The organism is Streptomyces klenkii, assembly GCF_003626645.1.
GTDB classification, from domain to species: domain Bacteria; phylum Actinomycetota; class Actinomycetes; order Streptomycetales; family Streptomycetaceae; genus Streptomyces; species Streptomyces klenkii.
Window position 1 is genome coordinate 799858 of record NZ_RBAM01000001.1, and the last position, 14916, is coordinate 814773.

At 69.7% G+C, this 14916-nt stretch carries 15 protein-coding genes and 1 pseudogene; 5 read left to right on the forward strand and 11 right to left on the reverse strand.

The features are described from left to right. Positions 1 to 67 precede the first annotated feature (67 nt). On the reverse strand, positions 68 to 1003 hold the full coding sequence (locus D7231_RS02740; RefSeq protein ID WP_120753252.1) for a LysR family transcriptional regulator: 936 nt from the start codon (positions 1001 to 1003) through the stop codon (positions 68 to 70). 256 nt (positions 1004 to 1259) lie between these two features. On the opposite strand from D7231_RS02740, the gene D7231_RS02745 reads away from it, so the two are divergent. Next, positions 1260 to 2552 (forward strand): MFS transporter, encoded by a 1293-nt coding sequence (locus D7231_RS02745; protein ID WP_241999550.1) that lies wholly within the window; start codon positions 1260 to 1262, stop codon positions 2550 to 2552. A gap of 156 nt (positions 2553 to 2708) precedes the next feature. Here D7231_RS02745 and D7231_RS02750 read toward each other — a convergent pair whose 3' ends face one another. Beyond that, complete coding sequence (locus D7231_RS02750) at positions 2709 to 3602, reverse strand: NADP-dependent oxidoreductase (RefSeq protein WP_120753254.1); 894 nt, start codon at positions 3600 to 3602, stop codon at positions 2709 to 2711. Positions 3603 to 3672: 70 nt separating this feature from the next. On the opposite strand from D7231_RS02750, the gene D7231_RS02755 reads away from it, so the two are divergent. Then, complete coding sequence (locus D7231_RS02755; protein ID WP_120753255.1) at positions 3673 to 4257, forward strand: TetR/AcrR family transcriptional regulator; 585 nt, start codon at positions 3673 to 3675, stop codon at positions 4255 to 4257. A 196-nt stretch (positions 4258 to 4453) separates the two neighbouring features. On the opposite strand, the gene D7231_RS02760 is transcribed toward D7231_RS02755, so the two are convergent. After that, positions 4454 to 5053 (reverse strand): TetR/AcrR family transcriptional regulator, encoded by a 600-nt coding sequence (locus D7231_RS02760; protein WP_120753256.1) that lies wholly within the window; start codon positions 5051 to 5053, stop codon positions 4454 to 4456. Between the two features lie 94 nt (positions 5054 to 5147). Between D7231_RS02760 and D7231_RS02765 the strand changes: the two genes are divergently transcribed. Continuing rightward, positions 5148 to 5858 carry an SDR family NAD(P)-dependent oxidoreductase gene (locus D7231_RS02765; protein WP_120753257.1) on the forward strand — a complete coding sequence of 237 codons (711 nt, stop codon included), beginning with the start codon at positions 5148 to 5150 and terminating at the stop codon, positions 5856 to 5858. Positions 5859 to 6154: 296 nt separating this feature from the next. Here the strand turns inward: D7231_RS02765 and D7231_RS02770 are convergent, their stop codons facing one another. The 5 genes from D7231_RS02770 to D7231_RS02795 form a co-directional block, all read right to left on the reverse strand. Beyond that, complete coding sequence (locus D7231_RS02770) at positions 6155 to 6826, reverse strand: cutinase family protein (protein WP_120753258.1); 672 nt, start codon at positions 6824 to 6826, stop codon at positions 6155 to 6157. A gap of 161 nt (positions 6827 to 6987) precedes the next feature. Then, a complete protein-coding gene (locus D7231_RS02775; protein ID WP_120753259.1) occupies positions 6988 to 7179 on the reverse strand; it encodes a hypothetical protein in 192 nt (63 codons plus the stop codon). A 349-nt stretch (positions 7180 to 7528) separates the two neighbouring features. Then, positions 7529 to 8944, reverse strand: a complete 1416-nt coding sequence (locus D7231_RS02780; protein ID WP_120753260.1) for a DEAD/DEAH box helicase — start codon at positions 8942 to 8944, stop codon at positions 7529 to 7531. A gap of 1027 nt (positions 8945 to 9971) precedes the next feature. Further along, the gene (locus tag D7231_RS36120) at positions 9972 to 10358 is read right to left on the reverse strand and encodes a hypothetical protein (RefSeq protein ID WP_147449673.1); all 387 of its coding nucleotides are present in this window, start codon (positions 10356 to 10358) and stop codon (positions 9972 to 9974) included. Between the two features lie 302 nt (positions 10359 to 10660). After that, positions 10661 to 11098, reverse strand: coding sequence for a glutaredoxin domain-containing protein (locus tag D7231_RS02795; protein WP_120753263.1), 438 nt, complete (start codon positions 11096 to 11098; stop codon positions 10661 to 10663). A 430-nt stretch (positions 11099 to 11528) separates the two neighbouring features. Here D7231_RS02795 and D7231_RS02805 point away from each other — a divergent pair, with 430 nt between their 5' ends. Next, on the forward strand, positions 11529 to 12494 hold the full coding sequence (locus D7231_RS02805) for a helix-turn-helix transcriptional regulator (protein WP_158673707.1): 966 nt from the start codon (positions 11529 to 11531) through the stop codon (positions 12492 to 12494). Between the two features lie 77 nt (positions 12495 to 12571). Here the strand turns inward: D7231_RS02805 and D7231_RS02810 are convergent, their stop codons facing one another. Continuing rightward, entirely contained in the window at positions 12572 to 13744 is a 1173-nt protein-coding gene (locus D7231_RS02810; RefSeq protein ID WP_241999532.1) for an MFS transporter, read from the reverse strand. Positions 13745 to 14022: 278 nt separating this feature from the next. Here D7231_RS02810 and D7231_RS02815 point away from each other — a divergent pair, with 278 nt between their 5' ends. Further along, positions 14023 to 14529, forward strand: a complete 507-nt coding sequence (locus D7231_RS02815; RefSeq protein ID WP_120753267.1) for a MarR family winged helix-turn-helix transcriptional regulator — start codon at positions 14023 to 14025, stop codon at positions 14527 to 14529. Between the two features lie 69 nt (positions 14530 to 14598). On the opposite strand, the gene D7231_RS36410 is transcribed toward D7231_RS02815, so the two are convergent. Together D7231_RS36410 and D7231_RS38415 are read right to left on the reverse strand one after the other, a co-directional pair. Beyond that, entirely contained in the window at positions 14599 to 14769 is a 171-nt protein-coding gene (locus D7231_RS36410; RefSeq protein ID WP_158673708.1) for a hypothetical protein, read from the reverse strand. A gap of 29 nt (positions 14770 to 14798) precedes the next feature. Continuing rightward, positions 14799 to 14882 (reverse strand): annotated as a pseudogene (locus D7231_RS38415) (hypothetical protein); the annotation flags it as partial. Positions 14883 to 14916: the final 34 nt, after the last annotated feature.

Sequence of the window (14916 nt, forward strand, 5' to 3'; positions counted from 1 at the left end):
GTCGGCCGACCTCGGGGTGAGGGTGGAGTGGGCAGGAGCGCTCGGTTGATCGCAGACGCGGCGGCTTTCAGTGCCGAATCACCCAGCCGGGCACCCAGGTCCCGGCGGCGTCGTGCCCGGCCGCTGTGGCGGCGAGGTGGGCGCGGAGGGTGGCCAGCGCCGGGTGGGGGTTGTCGCGGTGCCAGAGGAGCGAGTGCGGGTAGACGGGCGTCGGGTCGGTCACCGGGATGCGGCGCAGGCCGTGCCCGGAGGGCCAGACGAGGCGGGTGTGCTCGCCCATGAAGGTGGCCAGGGCCGGGGTGTCGGCGACGGTGTCGAGGAGTGCGTCGGAGCCGAAGTTGGGGCCGGTCGCCTCGATGGTGAGGCCGAACTCGGCGACGAGGTCGTCGTAATACGCGGCCCACTCGGTACCGGGGATGATGCCGGGCATCCAGATCCGGTGCCCGGCGAGCTGGGCGATGGTCACCGACCTGGCGCCCGCCAGCGCGTGGCCGGGGCCGGTGAGGAGCTGGAGCGGCTCGTCGAGCACCCGGACGGATTCGATGTCCTCGGGGAGGGGCCGGCCGGGCGCGGCGACGGCGCGGAAGGAGGCGTCGATCTCACCGGAGCGGATGGCGGTGACGGCCGTCTCGATGTCGAGCAGCATCAGCACGTCGAGGTCGATCTCGGGGTGCGCCTGGTGGAAGCCCCGCATCAGGCCCGACGCGGCGCCGCGCGAGGCGATGATGTCGACGCGCAAGGGACGGCGGCCGGTACGTACGGACGCGACCGCGCGCTCGGCGACGCGCAGCAGCTCGCGCGCGTGGGGCAGGAACGCCTGCCCGTCGATGGTGAGCTCGGCGCCGCGCGGCGTGCGGGTGAACAGCCGTACGCCGAGGTTGCGCTCCAGCGCGCCGATGCGCTTGGAGACGGCCTGCTGGGTGACCGCCAGCTCGGCGGCGGCCTCCCGGAACTGCCCCGCGTCGGCGGCGGCGACGAATGTCCGGACGGTATCGAGGTCCATGCGGACACCCTAGGGGTACAACCATTGGTTGTGGCTGACGCCTCTGCGGTTGTTTGATCGCTGGTTACGGTGCTCGCTTTGATGCTCCTGATCGCGGATCGGTTGTGCGGGGGAGTGGCGAGGGGCGGCGGGCATGAAGAGCGGGCACTGGTGGGGACAGCGCTGGCGGGGACAGCGTGGGCGGGGCCGGCACCGGCAGGGCCGGTACCGGCGGGGGCATCTACTCGGCCCTTTGTTCGGACAGCTGCTCAGCCCCCTGCTCGGGCATCGGCTGGGGCGGCAGTTCGGGTGGCTCTGGGGAGCGTACGGGGCCAGCGCGCTCGGCACGTGGCTCGCCTTCGGCGCGTTCCCGCTGATCGCCATCCAGGTGCTGCACGCCGGCCCGGCCGAGGTCGCCGCGCTCTCCTCCGTAGGGGCTGCGGTGGGCGCGGCCGTGGCGGTGCCGCTCGGCCCGTGGGTGGAGTTCCGCCGCAAGCGGCCGGTGCTGATCGCGACGGACCTGGTGCGGTTCGCGGCGCTGCTGACGATCCCCGCCGCGTTCGCGCTCGGCGTGCTCACCTTTCTCCAGCTCCTGCTGGTCTCGGTCGTCGTCGCGGCGGCCGACATCACCTTCCGCGCCGCCTCCGGCGCGTACCTGAAGACGCTGCTGCCGGCCGAGGACCTGCTCGTCGCCAATGCCCGATTCGAGTCCACGGCCTGGACGACCACGATCATCGGACCGCCGCTGGGCGGCATGGCGATCGGCCTCCTCGGTCCGGTGGCGACGGTGGTGGCCGACGCGCTCAGCTACCTGCTCTCGGCCCTGGGCATCCGCGCGACGGGCGGGCGCGAGCCGCGGCCCGATCGCCGGCAGGCCCCGCGCATGCGGGCCGGGGACCTGCTCGACGGCTGGCGGTACATCCTCGCCGACGCGACGCTGCGTCCGCTGTTCTTCAACACCGCCTTGTTCAACGGCCTGGTGATGGCCGCCGAGCCGCTACTGGCCGTCCTGATGCTCGGCCGGCTCGGGTTCGCGCCCTGGCAGTACGGCCTCGCCTTCGCCGCGCCCTCGATCGGCGGGCTGCTCGGTGCGCGGCTGGCCCGGCCGCTCGTCACCCGGTTCGGGCAGCACCAGGTCCTGGTCGTGGCCGGGACCCTACGCGCGATCTGGCCCGTCGGCCTGGCTTTCCTGGGCCCGGGAACCGGAGGGCTGCTGCTGGTGATGGGAGTCGAGCTCGGGCTCATCTTCTGCTGCGCGGTCTTCAACCCCGTCTACGCCACCTACCGCCTTGAGCGCACCGCGACCGATCGGGTCGCCCGCACGCTGTCCGCCTGGGCGGTGACGACCAAGGCCTCGACGGCTTTCCTGACGGCCGTCTGGGGCGTGCTGGGCGTCCTGCTCGGCCCGCGCACGGCCATCGGCCTCGCCGGCGTACTCCTGCTGGCGACCCCACTGCTACTCCCTCGCCGCGCGGCAGGGCTTCGGCTACTGCGGCTGCGACTGTGGCTGCGGCCGCGCGTCAGGGACGCACTCGGTACGGGCTTCGGACGCGGCGGTGGAGGGCGTTGAGGTCACGAATCGTTCCCGCATGCTCATCGCCCGGGAGTTGAGCCGACCTCGCCGCCGGCCGGCTGGTCAGCCGACCGGCGGCGAGGTCGGCGAGCCCTGGGCTGACTGCGATCGACCCACAAATTCTGCTTGATTGAGGACGCGCTCAGTCGCCTTTCAGACGACCAGGACCCGGCGGCCGCGCGTGTGACCGGCCTGGCTGTCGATGTGTGCCTCCGCGGCCTCGGCGAGCGTGTACGACTTCTCGACCGGGATGTGGAGCTTTCCCCGCGAGATGAGGCCGACGGCCTCGGCGAGCGCTTCCGGCACGCTCCCGGCCACGCCGGAGAACCGGACGCCGAGCTCCGGCGCACCGAGATCGGCGATGGAGACCACCTTCTGCGGATCCCCGGTCAGCTCGACGAGCTCGCGGATCACGCCCGAGCCGGCCAGATCGAGGGCTGCGTCGACGTGGCCGAACTGCCGTACCCGCTCGACCCAGCCCTCGCCGTACGTCGTGGCGAGGGCACCCAGGCTCCGTAGATAGTCCTGGTTCGCGGCCCCGGCCGTACCGATCACTGTGATGCCGCGGTCGCGGGCGATCTGCAACACCGCCGATCCGACTCCGCCGGACGCGCCGCTGACCAGCAGCGTCTGCCCGGACCGCACACCGACCTCGCGGATGATGCGCAGCGCGGTCTCCACCACGGAGGGGTACCCGGCGGCCTCTTCGAACGTCAGCTGCTCGGGCATACGGGCCCAGGCCGACAGCACGGCGAACTCGGCATAGGTGCTCGCCCCTTCCCCGAACACGTGGTCGCCGACCTCGACCCCTTCGACCCCCTCGCCGACCTCGTCCACCACCCCGGAGGCGTCGAGCCCGACTCCGGAGGGCAACTCGATGGGATGGGCCTTGAGGATCTGGCCTTCACGGATCCTCCAGTCGACCGGGTTCACGCCCGCCGCCCGCACGGCGATGCGTATCTGGCCGGGGCCCGCGTGGGGCTCCTCGGCATCCACGAGTTGCAGAACGTCCGGACCGCCGAACTCGGCGAAGCTCACTCTCTTCATGCGGCCGACCGTAACGCTAACCGTTAGCGTTTCGCAACGGTTGCGCCTTTGTAACTGGTAGTGTCAGGGCATGACCGTGCCGTCCGGACGCCGTGAGCGCAAGAAAGCCGCGACCCGCCAGAAGATCGCTGATGCCGCCCTGCGGCTCTTCCTGGAACGCGGGTACGACGCGGTGGGCATCCGCGACGTGGCCGCCGAAGCCGACGTGGCCGTCACCACGCTCTTCTCCCACTTCGCCTCGAAAGAGGCCCTGGTGTTCGAGCAGGACGACAACTTCGAGCAACGCCTCACGCAGGCGGTCACCGGACGGGCACCGCACGAGCCGTTCCTCCCTGAGCTGCGCCGCGAGATCCAGGCCCTGGTACGACATTGCACGGCGGACGGCGCCGCCCCGATCTGGCGCATGATCGACGAATCGCCTGCCCTGCGGGAGTACGAGGAGTCGATGAGGCTGCGTCATGCGGAGTCGCTGGCAATGGCTATCGCCGCCGATCCTGACCTGTCGCAGACGACAACGGCCTGCCGGACGATCGCAAGGTTCGTGATCGACGCCTATTCGGTGGCTCGTGAGGCGGCCGACCCGGAGGCCGCGGTGGACGAGATCTTCCGGATGATCGAGGCGGCCTGGGAGGCCACCGGCCCGTCCAAACCGTAGTCAGGACTCGCCCTCGCCCGGCGCCGTTTCGCCGAGCCTCGGCGGCGGAGTGGGTCAGTGCGCCAGGGCCTGTCCGACGAGTCATGGCCGGGTCCGCGGCGCCCGGCACGGCAGTCAGACCGTCGTGACCTGCAACTTCGTAGCGTCACGCACGATTTGAAACGGCCTTGGGTCCCGTCCTGGCCTGAGCGGACACTCAGTTTGAACGGGGCCTGAGCAGGTCCTCGACAAGGGTGTCCACGAGACCACTGGGAATGCTCGACCCCGTCAGGGCGCAGTAGACGATCGGGCCGATGAGGGCGTCGATCGTGGCGTCAGGGCCGATCCTGGGCGAGACCTCGCCGGCGTCGGTTCCGCGCGCGAACATTTCCCGTTCTTGTTCACGTCGCGGACCGAGATAGCGCTTGTGGAAGCTCTTGGCCGTGTCGGGATCGTGCTGCGCCTCGGCGATGAGCGCGAGCAGGACTTTGCCGGCCGGGTTGCTGGTGAGGAACCGCTCGAAGCCGCGGAGGTAGCCACGGATGCTCTCTGCCGTGGGCTTCTCCGTCGGCACGGGAAGGTGTTTGTCGCTGTCTTCGATGAGCGTGTCGAGGAGAATCTCGACCTTTGAAGGCCACCAGCGGTAGATCGTCTGCTTGGCGACGCCGGCACGGCGCGCGATGGCCTCGACGGTCAAAGCGCCGAAGCCGTGCTCGGCGAGCAGGTCGTCTGCGGCGTGAAGCACTGCGAGTCGTGCGGTTTCGTCGCGCCGGCTGCCGGAGCGCGGCCTGCGGGGCTGAGGACTGGCTGCGGGCATGCGAGACACCATACCTGTCCCGTCGGCAGCTCTATGGTGTTGTCTAGACGCAACGGCGCGTCTAGTCTAAATGCTCCACTGCGAAGGAGTGCGCATGTCCACCACGTCCAAGCCTGACCGTGCGGCCCTCATCATCGGAGCCTCCCGAGGCTTAGGCCTCGTCCTCGCCAACGAGTTGGCTCGACGCGGCTGGCGAGTCATCGCCACGACGCGCCGGAGCGGCGGCGAACTGCAAGCGAGCGCCGATGCCTGGAACGGCCGGCTGACGGTCGAATCGCTGGAGATGACAAGCCCCGAACAACTGGCCGCGCTGCGCGAGCGGCTGGAGCGGCAGGAAGGCTGCCGACTCGACCTGCTCTTCGTCAACGCTGCGATCGACCGAGGGAATCTGCCGATCCACGAGGTCTCGACCGACATGTTCGCCGAGGTGATGACCACCAACGCGTTGAGCCCGCTGCGCGCCCTCGAGGCCCTCCGCGGACTCGTCGCGCCCGGCGGTACCGTCGCGGTCATGTCCTCCGACCAGGGCAGCATCTCGCGGAACACCGAAGGCGGTTATGAGCTCTACAAGGCCAGCAAGGCCGCGCTCAACCAGCTGATGCGCAGCTACTCCACCCGCCATGCCGACGACGGACAGACCAAGCTGCTCATCGACCCCGGCCACAATCAGACTCAGCTCGGCGGACCCGACGCGCCACTCATCCCCCAGGAGAGCATCCCGGCCGTCGTCGACGTCCTCGAAGCACAGACAGGCGCCCCCGGCCTGCAGTTCTTGGACCGCCACGGCGAGACCGTCCCCTGGTAGAACTCCAGGCCGGCGCGCCGGGGCTGCCGCCTCCCTCGTTACGTCGCCGGTTTCCGTGGTCCGGTCAGGGCCACACGTTCCGGGAATCAGCGGCTCGGGCACGGACAGTCAATTGTCTGTCAGGCTCCGGTCAATGATGCCGACCCGCTTCCACCACCGGATACGGCCGTTGCGGCAGCGACGCCTCGCCTGACCAGTGGCAACCAACAGAGCCCCTTGGAGCCGGTGCGGCGAGTGGAATCACCACGTCGGCGACAAGGGGCCCTGCCGCGTCACCACCACGAGCCTTCCCTCGGTTACCAGGGATACCAGGCGCCGTTGTACCACTGCTCGTTGGCGTCGTCGTTGTGGTGATCCATGTTGAAGTCCGGCCAGTAGTTGTCGTTGTGGTTCTTCGGGTAGGTCCCGATGCCGGCGGACTCGTCGCAGATGTAGTCCCAGTAGCAGATCGACTTGACCGGCACGTTGCCGAAGTTCCGGTCAGCGCCTGCGAGCGGGTAGCCGATGAGGGGGCCCCAAGGCGTGGTGCTGCCGTTGGTGCCGGGCCCGCCCTGACGCTTGGGGTCCGCGAGGAGAATGGCGTTGACGTTGTCGAACGTCCTCCAGTTCTCGCTGATCCAGACGTGCACCACCGCGGCGCCCAAGGAGTACCCGCCCATCTTGACGTGCTGTCCCGGGCACGCGGCACGTTGGTCTCGGACCAGCCGGTTCAGCTCGTTCACGCCCGACCGGACGCCCAGGCCGGTGGGGACATCGCTCATGTACCCAACGTGCTGCTGGATGTTGCCGGTGAAACGGTCGTTGTTCCACCTGCTCCACGTGCCCCCGACAACAATCGTGTACGTGCCCTCGCACGGAGCTGTTGCCACCCGCGCCGTTGCCGCCTGCGCTGTGGCCCCCTGCGCCAGTGAAAGCCCGGATGTCAGCAGAAGAGCGGCCAACGTGGCCGCGATCCTTCCTCTTCGCATTCGATTCTCCCCATGTAGTGGGCCTACGCGTCTGCCGACCGATGCGGTGCGCGGTCGGTCGGCCGAGTTCGCTGGACGACAGTGGCAGTGGCCGATGAAATCCCTGTGAAACCCGTAGGGCCCGAGCGGACTCACGCCAAGGGTGGGCCGCCGACCGGTGCTCACGGTGACCAGTTGCCGCTGGGCACGAGCTGGTAGCGGCCGTTCAACGGGCCGGCGGAGATCCTGGCGATGATCTCGATGCGCCCGTCGGCGTTGGCACCGAACCCGGCCCCGGACGCGCCGAGGCCGAGGACCTCCCGGGCGTGGCACGACGGGACGGCCCTGGACGACAATCCACCGGGCAGCACCATTCGTGCACCTGACGGGCCCGTCCGAGGTGTCCGTCCGACCACGATCCCGCGCGCGGGCGCCTCAGCGAATACCCCGACCGATTCGGCACGGCGCACGAAGCGGTGACGCCGGCTGTGCGCGAGCTGCCGCCTGGCCTCGGCCCGGCATGCTGTCGCTGGGCAGGGCCGGTGGGGGAGAAGCAGGCGTACCGCCTTCGCCCCCGCTCGGGACTCGGCAGTACCCGCTCGCGGCCGGGTGTCACACGGGCCGCTCATCTCGTAGGCGTGCGTGCGCACAGGAGAGCCTCGGGCAGGCCCGAGGCCGCCGGCCATGTGATCTGGAACGTTCCGGTTGCGAGGGCGGTGGTTCTCAGCTGCCGCGGCGTATCCGGGCCGCTTGGCGCGCTTCGGCGAGCTTGCGGGCCTCGGTGGCCTTGCGGGACTTGCCGCCGGTGCGGCGGGTGGCGTCCTTGCTCGTGCCCAGACCGCGGAAGGGGGCATTCGTGTTCTTGGCCCCCGCCGCCGCGGGCTTGCCGTCGAGCGGGGTGCCGGAGGGGGCCTTGGCCCCGGTGATCCGGCTCAGCTCCGCCTCGCCCGAGCGCACCTTGGTGATCAGCGGCTCGATGCCTGCCTCGGTCATCAGCCGGCTCATGTCGCGGCGCTGGCCCGGCAGCACCAGCGTGACGACGCTGCCGGACTGACCGGCCCGGGCGGTGCGGCCCGCGCGGTGCACATAATCCTTGGGGTCGGTGGGCGGGTCGACATTGACCACGAGGTCGAGGTCGTCGACGTGCAGACCACGGGCCGCGACATTCGTTGCCACCAGGACGGTGATCGCGCCGTTCTTGAACTGCGCGAGGGTCCGTGTGCGCTGCGGCTGGGATTTGCCGCTGTGCAGGGCCGCGGCGTGCACACCGCTGGCCCGCAGATGCCGGGTGAGCTGGTCGACGGCGTGCTTGGTGTCCAGGAACAGCAGGACGCGGCCGTCGCGGGCGGCGATCTCCGTGGTGACGGCGTACCGGTCGGGGCCGTGGACGACCAGCACATGGTGGTTCATCGTGGTGACCGCGCCCGCGGACGGGTCGACTGAGTGGACGACGGGGTCGTGGAGGTAGCGGCGGACCAACTGGTCGACGTCACGGTCCAAGGTGGCCGAGAACAGCATCCGCTGGCCGTCGTGGTGCACCTGGTCGAGCACCTGGGTGACTTGCGGCAAGAAGCCCATGTCGCACATCTGGTCGGCCTCGTCGAGGACGGTGATCCGTACCCGTTCGAGCCGGCAGGCCTTGCGCTCAATGAGGTCGTGCAGCCGGCCGGGGGTAGCGATGACGACCTCGGCCCCGTCGCGCAGCGCGGCGGCCTGCCGACCGATCGACATACCGCCGACGACCGTGGCCATCCGCAGCCGGAGCGCGTCGGCGTACGGCGCGAGCGACTCGGTGACCTGGATGGCCAGCTCCCGGGTGGGCACCAGGACCAGGGCGAGGGGCTGCTTCGGCTCCGCGCGCCGCCCGGCCGTCCGGGCGAGCAGGGGGAGGCCGAAGGCGAGCGTCTTGCCCGATCCGGTACGCCCACGCCCCAGGACGTCGCTTCCCGCGAGGGCGCTGGGCAGCGTGGCTGCCTGGATCGGGAAGGGCTCGCTCAGGCCGCGCTCGGTGAGTGTGCGCAGCACCGCGCTCGGCAGTTCCAGGTCGGCGAAGGAGGCGACCGGGGCGACCGCCGAAGAGAGAGCCACAGACCGGGCGGGGTCGCCGTACGAGGTGCCGGGGTGGTCCGGGTGGTTCATGAAGAGCCTTCCGCATGGGGGACGTACCGAGGAAGGCCCGGCAGGAATGAGCAGCTGACGAAGAAGAGGAACCTGAAAGGGACGGGTCCGCCGACCGTTACAGCCGTCCAAACGCCTAAGGATAACACGGAGTGACAGGTCGACCCGGTACTGTGGTGTAGATCGTACTAATCGCTCGTCGGTGCCGGTGAGGAGCAGTGGTCCGGCCCGACGGGGACGCCGCCGCACGTTCGATGGTTCTTTGCCCTGGCCTGCTGCTGTGCCGGCGGCAAAGGAGCAGGCCGAAGCCGCGGACCTTGCTCTGCCGTTCTGACGATCACGGTGGTCACCGCCCTCGGGCCGGCCCTGCCCAATGCAGTTGCTTTTGATCTTCGAGGGCCGTTGCTCGGTGTGTGAAGGGGGAGCGCTGGGCAACGGGCGCGGATCGGGGTCCTGACGAAGGTGTCACGCCTGAGCTGGTCGACGCGGCGATAGCCGGGAACGGCTGTGCCGAGCAGCGGCGCCGTCTGCTCCCGGCCCGGGGCGCGGCTCGGCGAAGGCGTGCTGGAGACCTTGTTTAGGCAGGTCGCGGGGCCGCCGGCAGGCCCGGACACGCCGGGAGCGTGGTCGGCGAGCGCGCCCTCGCCTACCCCTGCCGGCTCTGCCGGCCCCGGCGACCTGGTCGTCGCCGACCGCGGCTTCTGGGGAGTCGAGTTCGTCTCCGCCTTCACCACGAACGGCGCGGATCTCCTGGTCAGGCTCCAGCCGGAGCACCTGGGCGCCATCCAGGAGGAACTTCCCGACGGATCGAAGCCATCGACGATGCGGCCGGGCAAGAGGGACTGGCCGCGAGCACGACGCGAGGGCCGACAGCGCGACCGCCGACTACCCGCACTCTGCTCATGTCGGCGGCCGGCGCGGCGGGCCTGTCGGCGGTGTCACGGACTCCTTGCGGTACAAGCCATCACGGATGGCTGCCTGTATTGACGGGCTCCATTGCTCCACGTCAAAAGGCCCGCCGGCTCACCTTGCGTGACCTGCGGAAACGCTAACTGCTTTCACAGGCCAACTGTGCCGGGGTCGGTCGCGCTGCGGTGAAGCACACGCGTTCAGCGACCACCAGTGTGCTGCCGCTGTCCCACATGCCTCCGTTCTTCTCCAGGACCTGGATCCTGTTGGCGCGGGTGCAATTTGTGTTCTTGTACACGATAGCGAAGGCAGTTGTGCGGTTGGTCGCGTTGATCGCATTGCCTGGGATCGTCCGGCACAAGTCGTTGGGCGGGTCAGAGATCGCGTCGTTCTGGTGGGTGTCCACTCGCAAGTACTGGAAGTCGCCGCTCGCCGCGTAGGACGAGGCGGGAAGTGCGGCCAAGAGCAGGAGAGCCCCGCCGGCGGCCAGTCCGGCCCTGAGTGTTCCCTTACGTGAGTACGACATCGGAGACGCCTCCTCTTACCCCTTCGGGGTGCTGGTACGACACGCAATGTTCGTAAACCCCTCGGATAGGGCATCCCCGCGCAGAATGGCATGAATCCTGAATCACCCAAATGAGTGACTGCTGGATCGAATTGACCCGATCTGTCCGGCATTATGTGAGTTATTCAGGGTTCGGCGGAGATTCTGCCTCCCGGAGACCAGGGGTCTCTACCTCCCCCTTTCTCCTTGACCGACTCCTCGGCGAACGACGCTGCCGCCGGCTCGGGCCTGCCGGTGTCTCTCCGATGGTGAGCGCCTCCTGATCAGGCTGAAGGGGAAACCTGTTGGCGCACCCATTCGGGATCGGGGTTGGTGTGTGGCCGGCCCGCCACGACGACAGTCGGCACGGTCTCGTTGCCGTCGTTGGCTGCCTGCACTGCTGCGGCTCCTGCCGGATCACGCCAGATGTCGACCCAGTGCAGCCGGCGGGCACCATGGCCCAGCCGGATGCGCAGTCGTATGCAGTACTTGCAGCCCGGCCGCCAGAAGACGACCGGTCGGCCATCGACCGCGCTGCGGCGCTGTGCCTCCAGCGCACCGATCGACCGCGGGAAGATCAGAGGCGAGTGCACTCCTGCGAGCAGCACAAACACCAGCAGGAGTGCCGCGGCTGCGCCGGGGCTCCCGCTCAGGATCAGGCCGGCCGCAACGACTGATCCGCAGAACACAAGCAGTACTGGGAAGATCCAAGCGCGCGTCATGACGACGAAGGCTATTGACGACTCGAAATGTTCCTCGAACTGAGGTAGTGCTCTTCGGGCTGCTCGGTTTCCGGAGTCCTAGAGGCGACTGCCGATGAATCTCCCCCCTGACTACTGGTTCCGATGCTGCGATATGCAACGTGCGGCGGCTTCCCGCTGCTGACGCGATGCGGGGGCCGCAAGCCCCGGCTCCGGGCGTCCAACGCCGTGGTGTTCTCCCCGTCCGGGACACCTGAGGCCGAGTTCTGCGTCGGTGATCAAATTCCGGATACGGATACGGATGGGGTCGGCGTCCCGGCATTTGACCTCCCGGCGGCCGGGTGATCATGGTGAGCGCATGACAGCCGAGCCCACACTCATGACCACAGCGACCGCAGGGCAGCCGGGCACGGTAGCGCAGCCGGGTGCGGCGGATGTCCTGAGTGCCGCCGTGAACGTACGCGAGGCGGCTCGCCGCGCCGTACGTGGTGAGGGCAGCGGAGCGGAAGCCGTCCTGACGGAGCTGTCCGCGGTGATCGACCACGACCACGCCTCACTGTCCCGCTGGGACCCGCTGCTGCACCGCCACGTGACGCTGGCCGCAAGCTACCCGGCGGGCACCACCCGCTACATCGAGAGACACCTGCACGACGATCCGGCCTTCGCGCTCATCCGGCACGCGCCGTCCGCCGCGAGCTGGTGGCACGACGTGCCCGCGCCGGTCCGGGGCGCCTCCACCGGGTTCCAGGACGTCCTTGAACCCCTGGGCGTCAAGGACGGGGTGGCCCAGTGCCTGTTTTCCGCGGACGGCCGGTACGTGGGCATCCTCAACCTCAGTACGACACGGGCACGGTGCGACGAGCCGGCCGTCCGGGCCGTGATGACCTTGCTGGCCGAGTGTCTGGCAGCCGTCGCCGACCCGCTCACCGGAAACCACTCCACCGGGCCCGCCGGCGATGCCGGTCACGCCTGCGTCGTGCTCCTGCCCGCCGCCGACGACGAGGGCGACGGGGCAGCCGCTGTGACCGTGAGCGGGGTGCCGCTGCCCGGTCTGACCGAGCCCGGCTCCCCCCTCGCGGCCCTGCTGCGGCGCACGGCCGCACGGCGGACGCTTCCGGCCACGGTGCTGGTGCCCTACCGGCAGCGAATGCTGGAGCTGCACCTGACCCGCCGGGGCGAGGGCACGCTCGTGGTGTGCCGTGCGGTGGCCCGCCCGGCGGCGCTCTCTCTGCGCGAGCTGGAGGTGCTGGCGGAACTCACCCAGGGCCGGACCAACCGGGAGATCGCCGACCGCCTCTACGTCAGCCCGCGTACTGTTGCCACCCACATCGAGCACATCCTCGCCAAGCTCGGCGTCCCCAACCGCGTGGCCGCCGCGGGCCGAGCCGTCGCCTGGGGCCTGGAACCAGCTCCCTGACCACCCCGGACCGGTCCGTCGGCTTTCATCCCCCAGAAGCACAGCGCAACGGCGGCGGCGCGCCCGTGAATTCCGGGTCAGCCGAGCACCAGCGTCGTCGCCAGCGCCGGACCGAGGGCCCCACCCATCAGGTAGGCGAGTGTGAACAGACCGATGACGGTGGGGCGTTGGTGGCCGGGGGCGGAAGTCGCGGCTTCCATGGACTGGGTGCCGTTGGCGGCGGTGGCGCTGAAGGCGGCCAGGCCGATCGCGAGGAGCAGGAGCGGGGCGCTGTGGGCGAATACAGCGGCCGCAATGGCCGGCAGTCCTGCCGTGAACAGTACGGCGCGCACCCTGACCCGGCCCAGGCGTGCCGCCCGCGCGGTGAAGACGAGGGTGAGTGCCGATCCGGTGACCATGGCGACCAACTGGCCCACCGCCACCGTGCTCGTCGACCAGCCGGCCCGGTCGGTGATCAGGCGGGGCACCGCGAAGAGGAGGGTGAAGTAGGTGCTGGACAGGAGGAGGGCGACCAGGGCCGCGCTGCGGAACTGGCCGGAGCGCAGCGCGGCCGCGGGAACGTAGCCCTCCGGGCGGCGCCGGACGTGCACGGCCAGGAAGATTCCGGCGAGGGCTGCCGAGGTCAGGGCGGGCAGCGGGTAGGTCGGCAGCAGCACCAGGCCGGCGGAGAGAACGGCCAGGAGCAGCGCGCCGCGGGAGTCGAAGCGAGCCTCGGCGGAGGGTGAGGCCTGTCCGGCGTACCGGCTCACGGCGGGGACGGCGAGGAGCGTGACCAGGAGCAGGGCCAGCGAGGCCCGCCAGGAGACCGCGTCGGCGAGGCGCTGACCGAGCAGCGGTCCCACCGCGCCGAGGATGCCGGAACCGGCGCTGATCACTCCCATCCGGCGGGTGGTGCCGGCCAGGTTCATCGCGACCGTCATCATGCCCGCGCCGCCCGCCGCCTGCGCGACCCGTCCGGCCAGGATGAGCGGCAGCCACGGCGAGGCGACCACCACCACGGTGCCCGCCACCACGAGGGCGGCGCTCAGGAGCAGTGCGGTGCGGCTACCGCGTCTGCGCAGCAGCGTCGCCATCAACGGTGTCGCCACGGCGAGGGACAGGGCGAACACGGTGACCAGCCGGGACGCGGTGGTCGTGGCGACACCGAGCGAGGTGCTCATGTCACCGAGGATCAGCACGGTCGCGTTGTTGGCTGCGGCGACCGGCGTGGCGAGCAACGCCAGCCAGAGGATGGGGGCTTGGCGCGACACCGGCTCTGTAGATGTGTGTGCATGGCGAGGGCGTTGCGCGACGAGGTTGGGCATGGCTCTCCTTGCAGGTGGATCGGTGGATCGGTGGATCGGTGGTGAGCCCGACCGGCTCAGGCCGGGTGACGACCTCGTCGTAAGCAGGTGGCATGGGGGCTCCAAGCATGTACTTCACGACCATGTCTCTTAGTCATGAAATAAAAACACGCTTGTCTTTTACGGTCAAGTCTTTTAGGTTTGAAACGGTTGAGTCCGGATGAGCGCCGATGAGGAGTTACGGCATGGCCGACGCGATGGATCTGATCGCCGAGCAGTGGCGTAAGGAGCGCCCTGACCTGGCGGATGAGCTGGGGGGCATGGAGCTCATGAGCCGCGTCCTGCGGATGCAGAACATCTTCGAGCGGCACTTCAAGGGGCTGTGCGCTGAACACGGCCTGGGCATGGGCGAGTTCGACTTCCTCTTCACCCTGCGCCGCTCCGGTCCGCCCTACACACTCAGCGCCGGCGCTTTCCTGAAGGCGGCCATGGTCACCGCGGGCGCCGTCACCAACCGCGTCGACCGCATGGAGGCCAAGGGCCTGGTCGAGCGGGTACGTGAGAGCAGCGACCGGCGCTCGGTACAGGTCCGCCTCACCGAGCATGGCAAGGCCGTCGCCGACGAGGCGATCGCGGCGCACCTTCGCGGCTATACGGACATCGTGTCGGTCCTCGCCCCCCAGGAGCGCGAACAGGTCACTGCAGGGCTGCGCAAGATCCTCGAAGCGCAGGGCGACACCAGCATCGACTGAGCAGCCGATCAACTGAGCAACTGGTCAACGTCGGCAAACGGGGGGGCGTCGGGTGGCCCTACTCGTCGGCTAGGCGGGGGAGGGGCCGGTCCGGCCGACCGGGACGCGGTAGAGGTGCTCGGGCGTCTCGGCCAGCAGCCTGACCAGCGGGGCGGCAGCGGAGGGCGCTGGATTGCGTCCGTTTTCGTCGGCGGTGTACAGCTCGGCGGGGGAACCGCGGTGGCGCCCGCGCACAGGCATCCGAGGAACGCCACGACGCGCTCCGGTCCCTCGGGGTGGAGCAGCAGCGCGCGATCGCCCGGAACGTACCTCTGGAGGAGCGCGGTCGCGATCGACCGCGCTCGGAGGTCCAGCTGCTCCTACGTGAAGGATGTGCGGCCGTCGGCA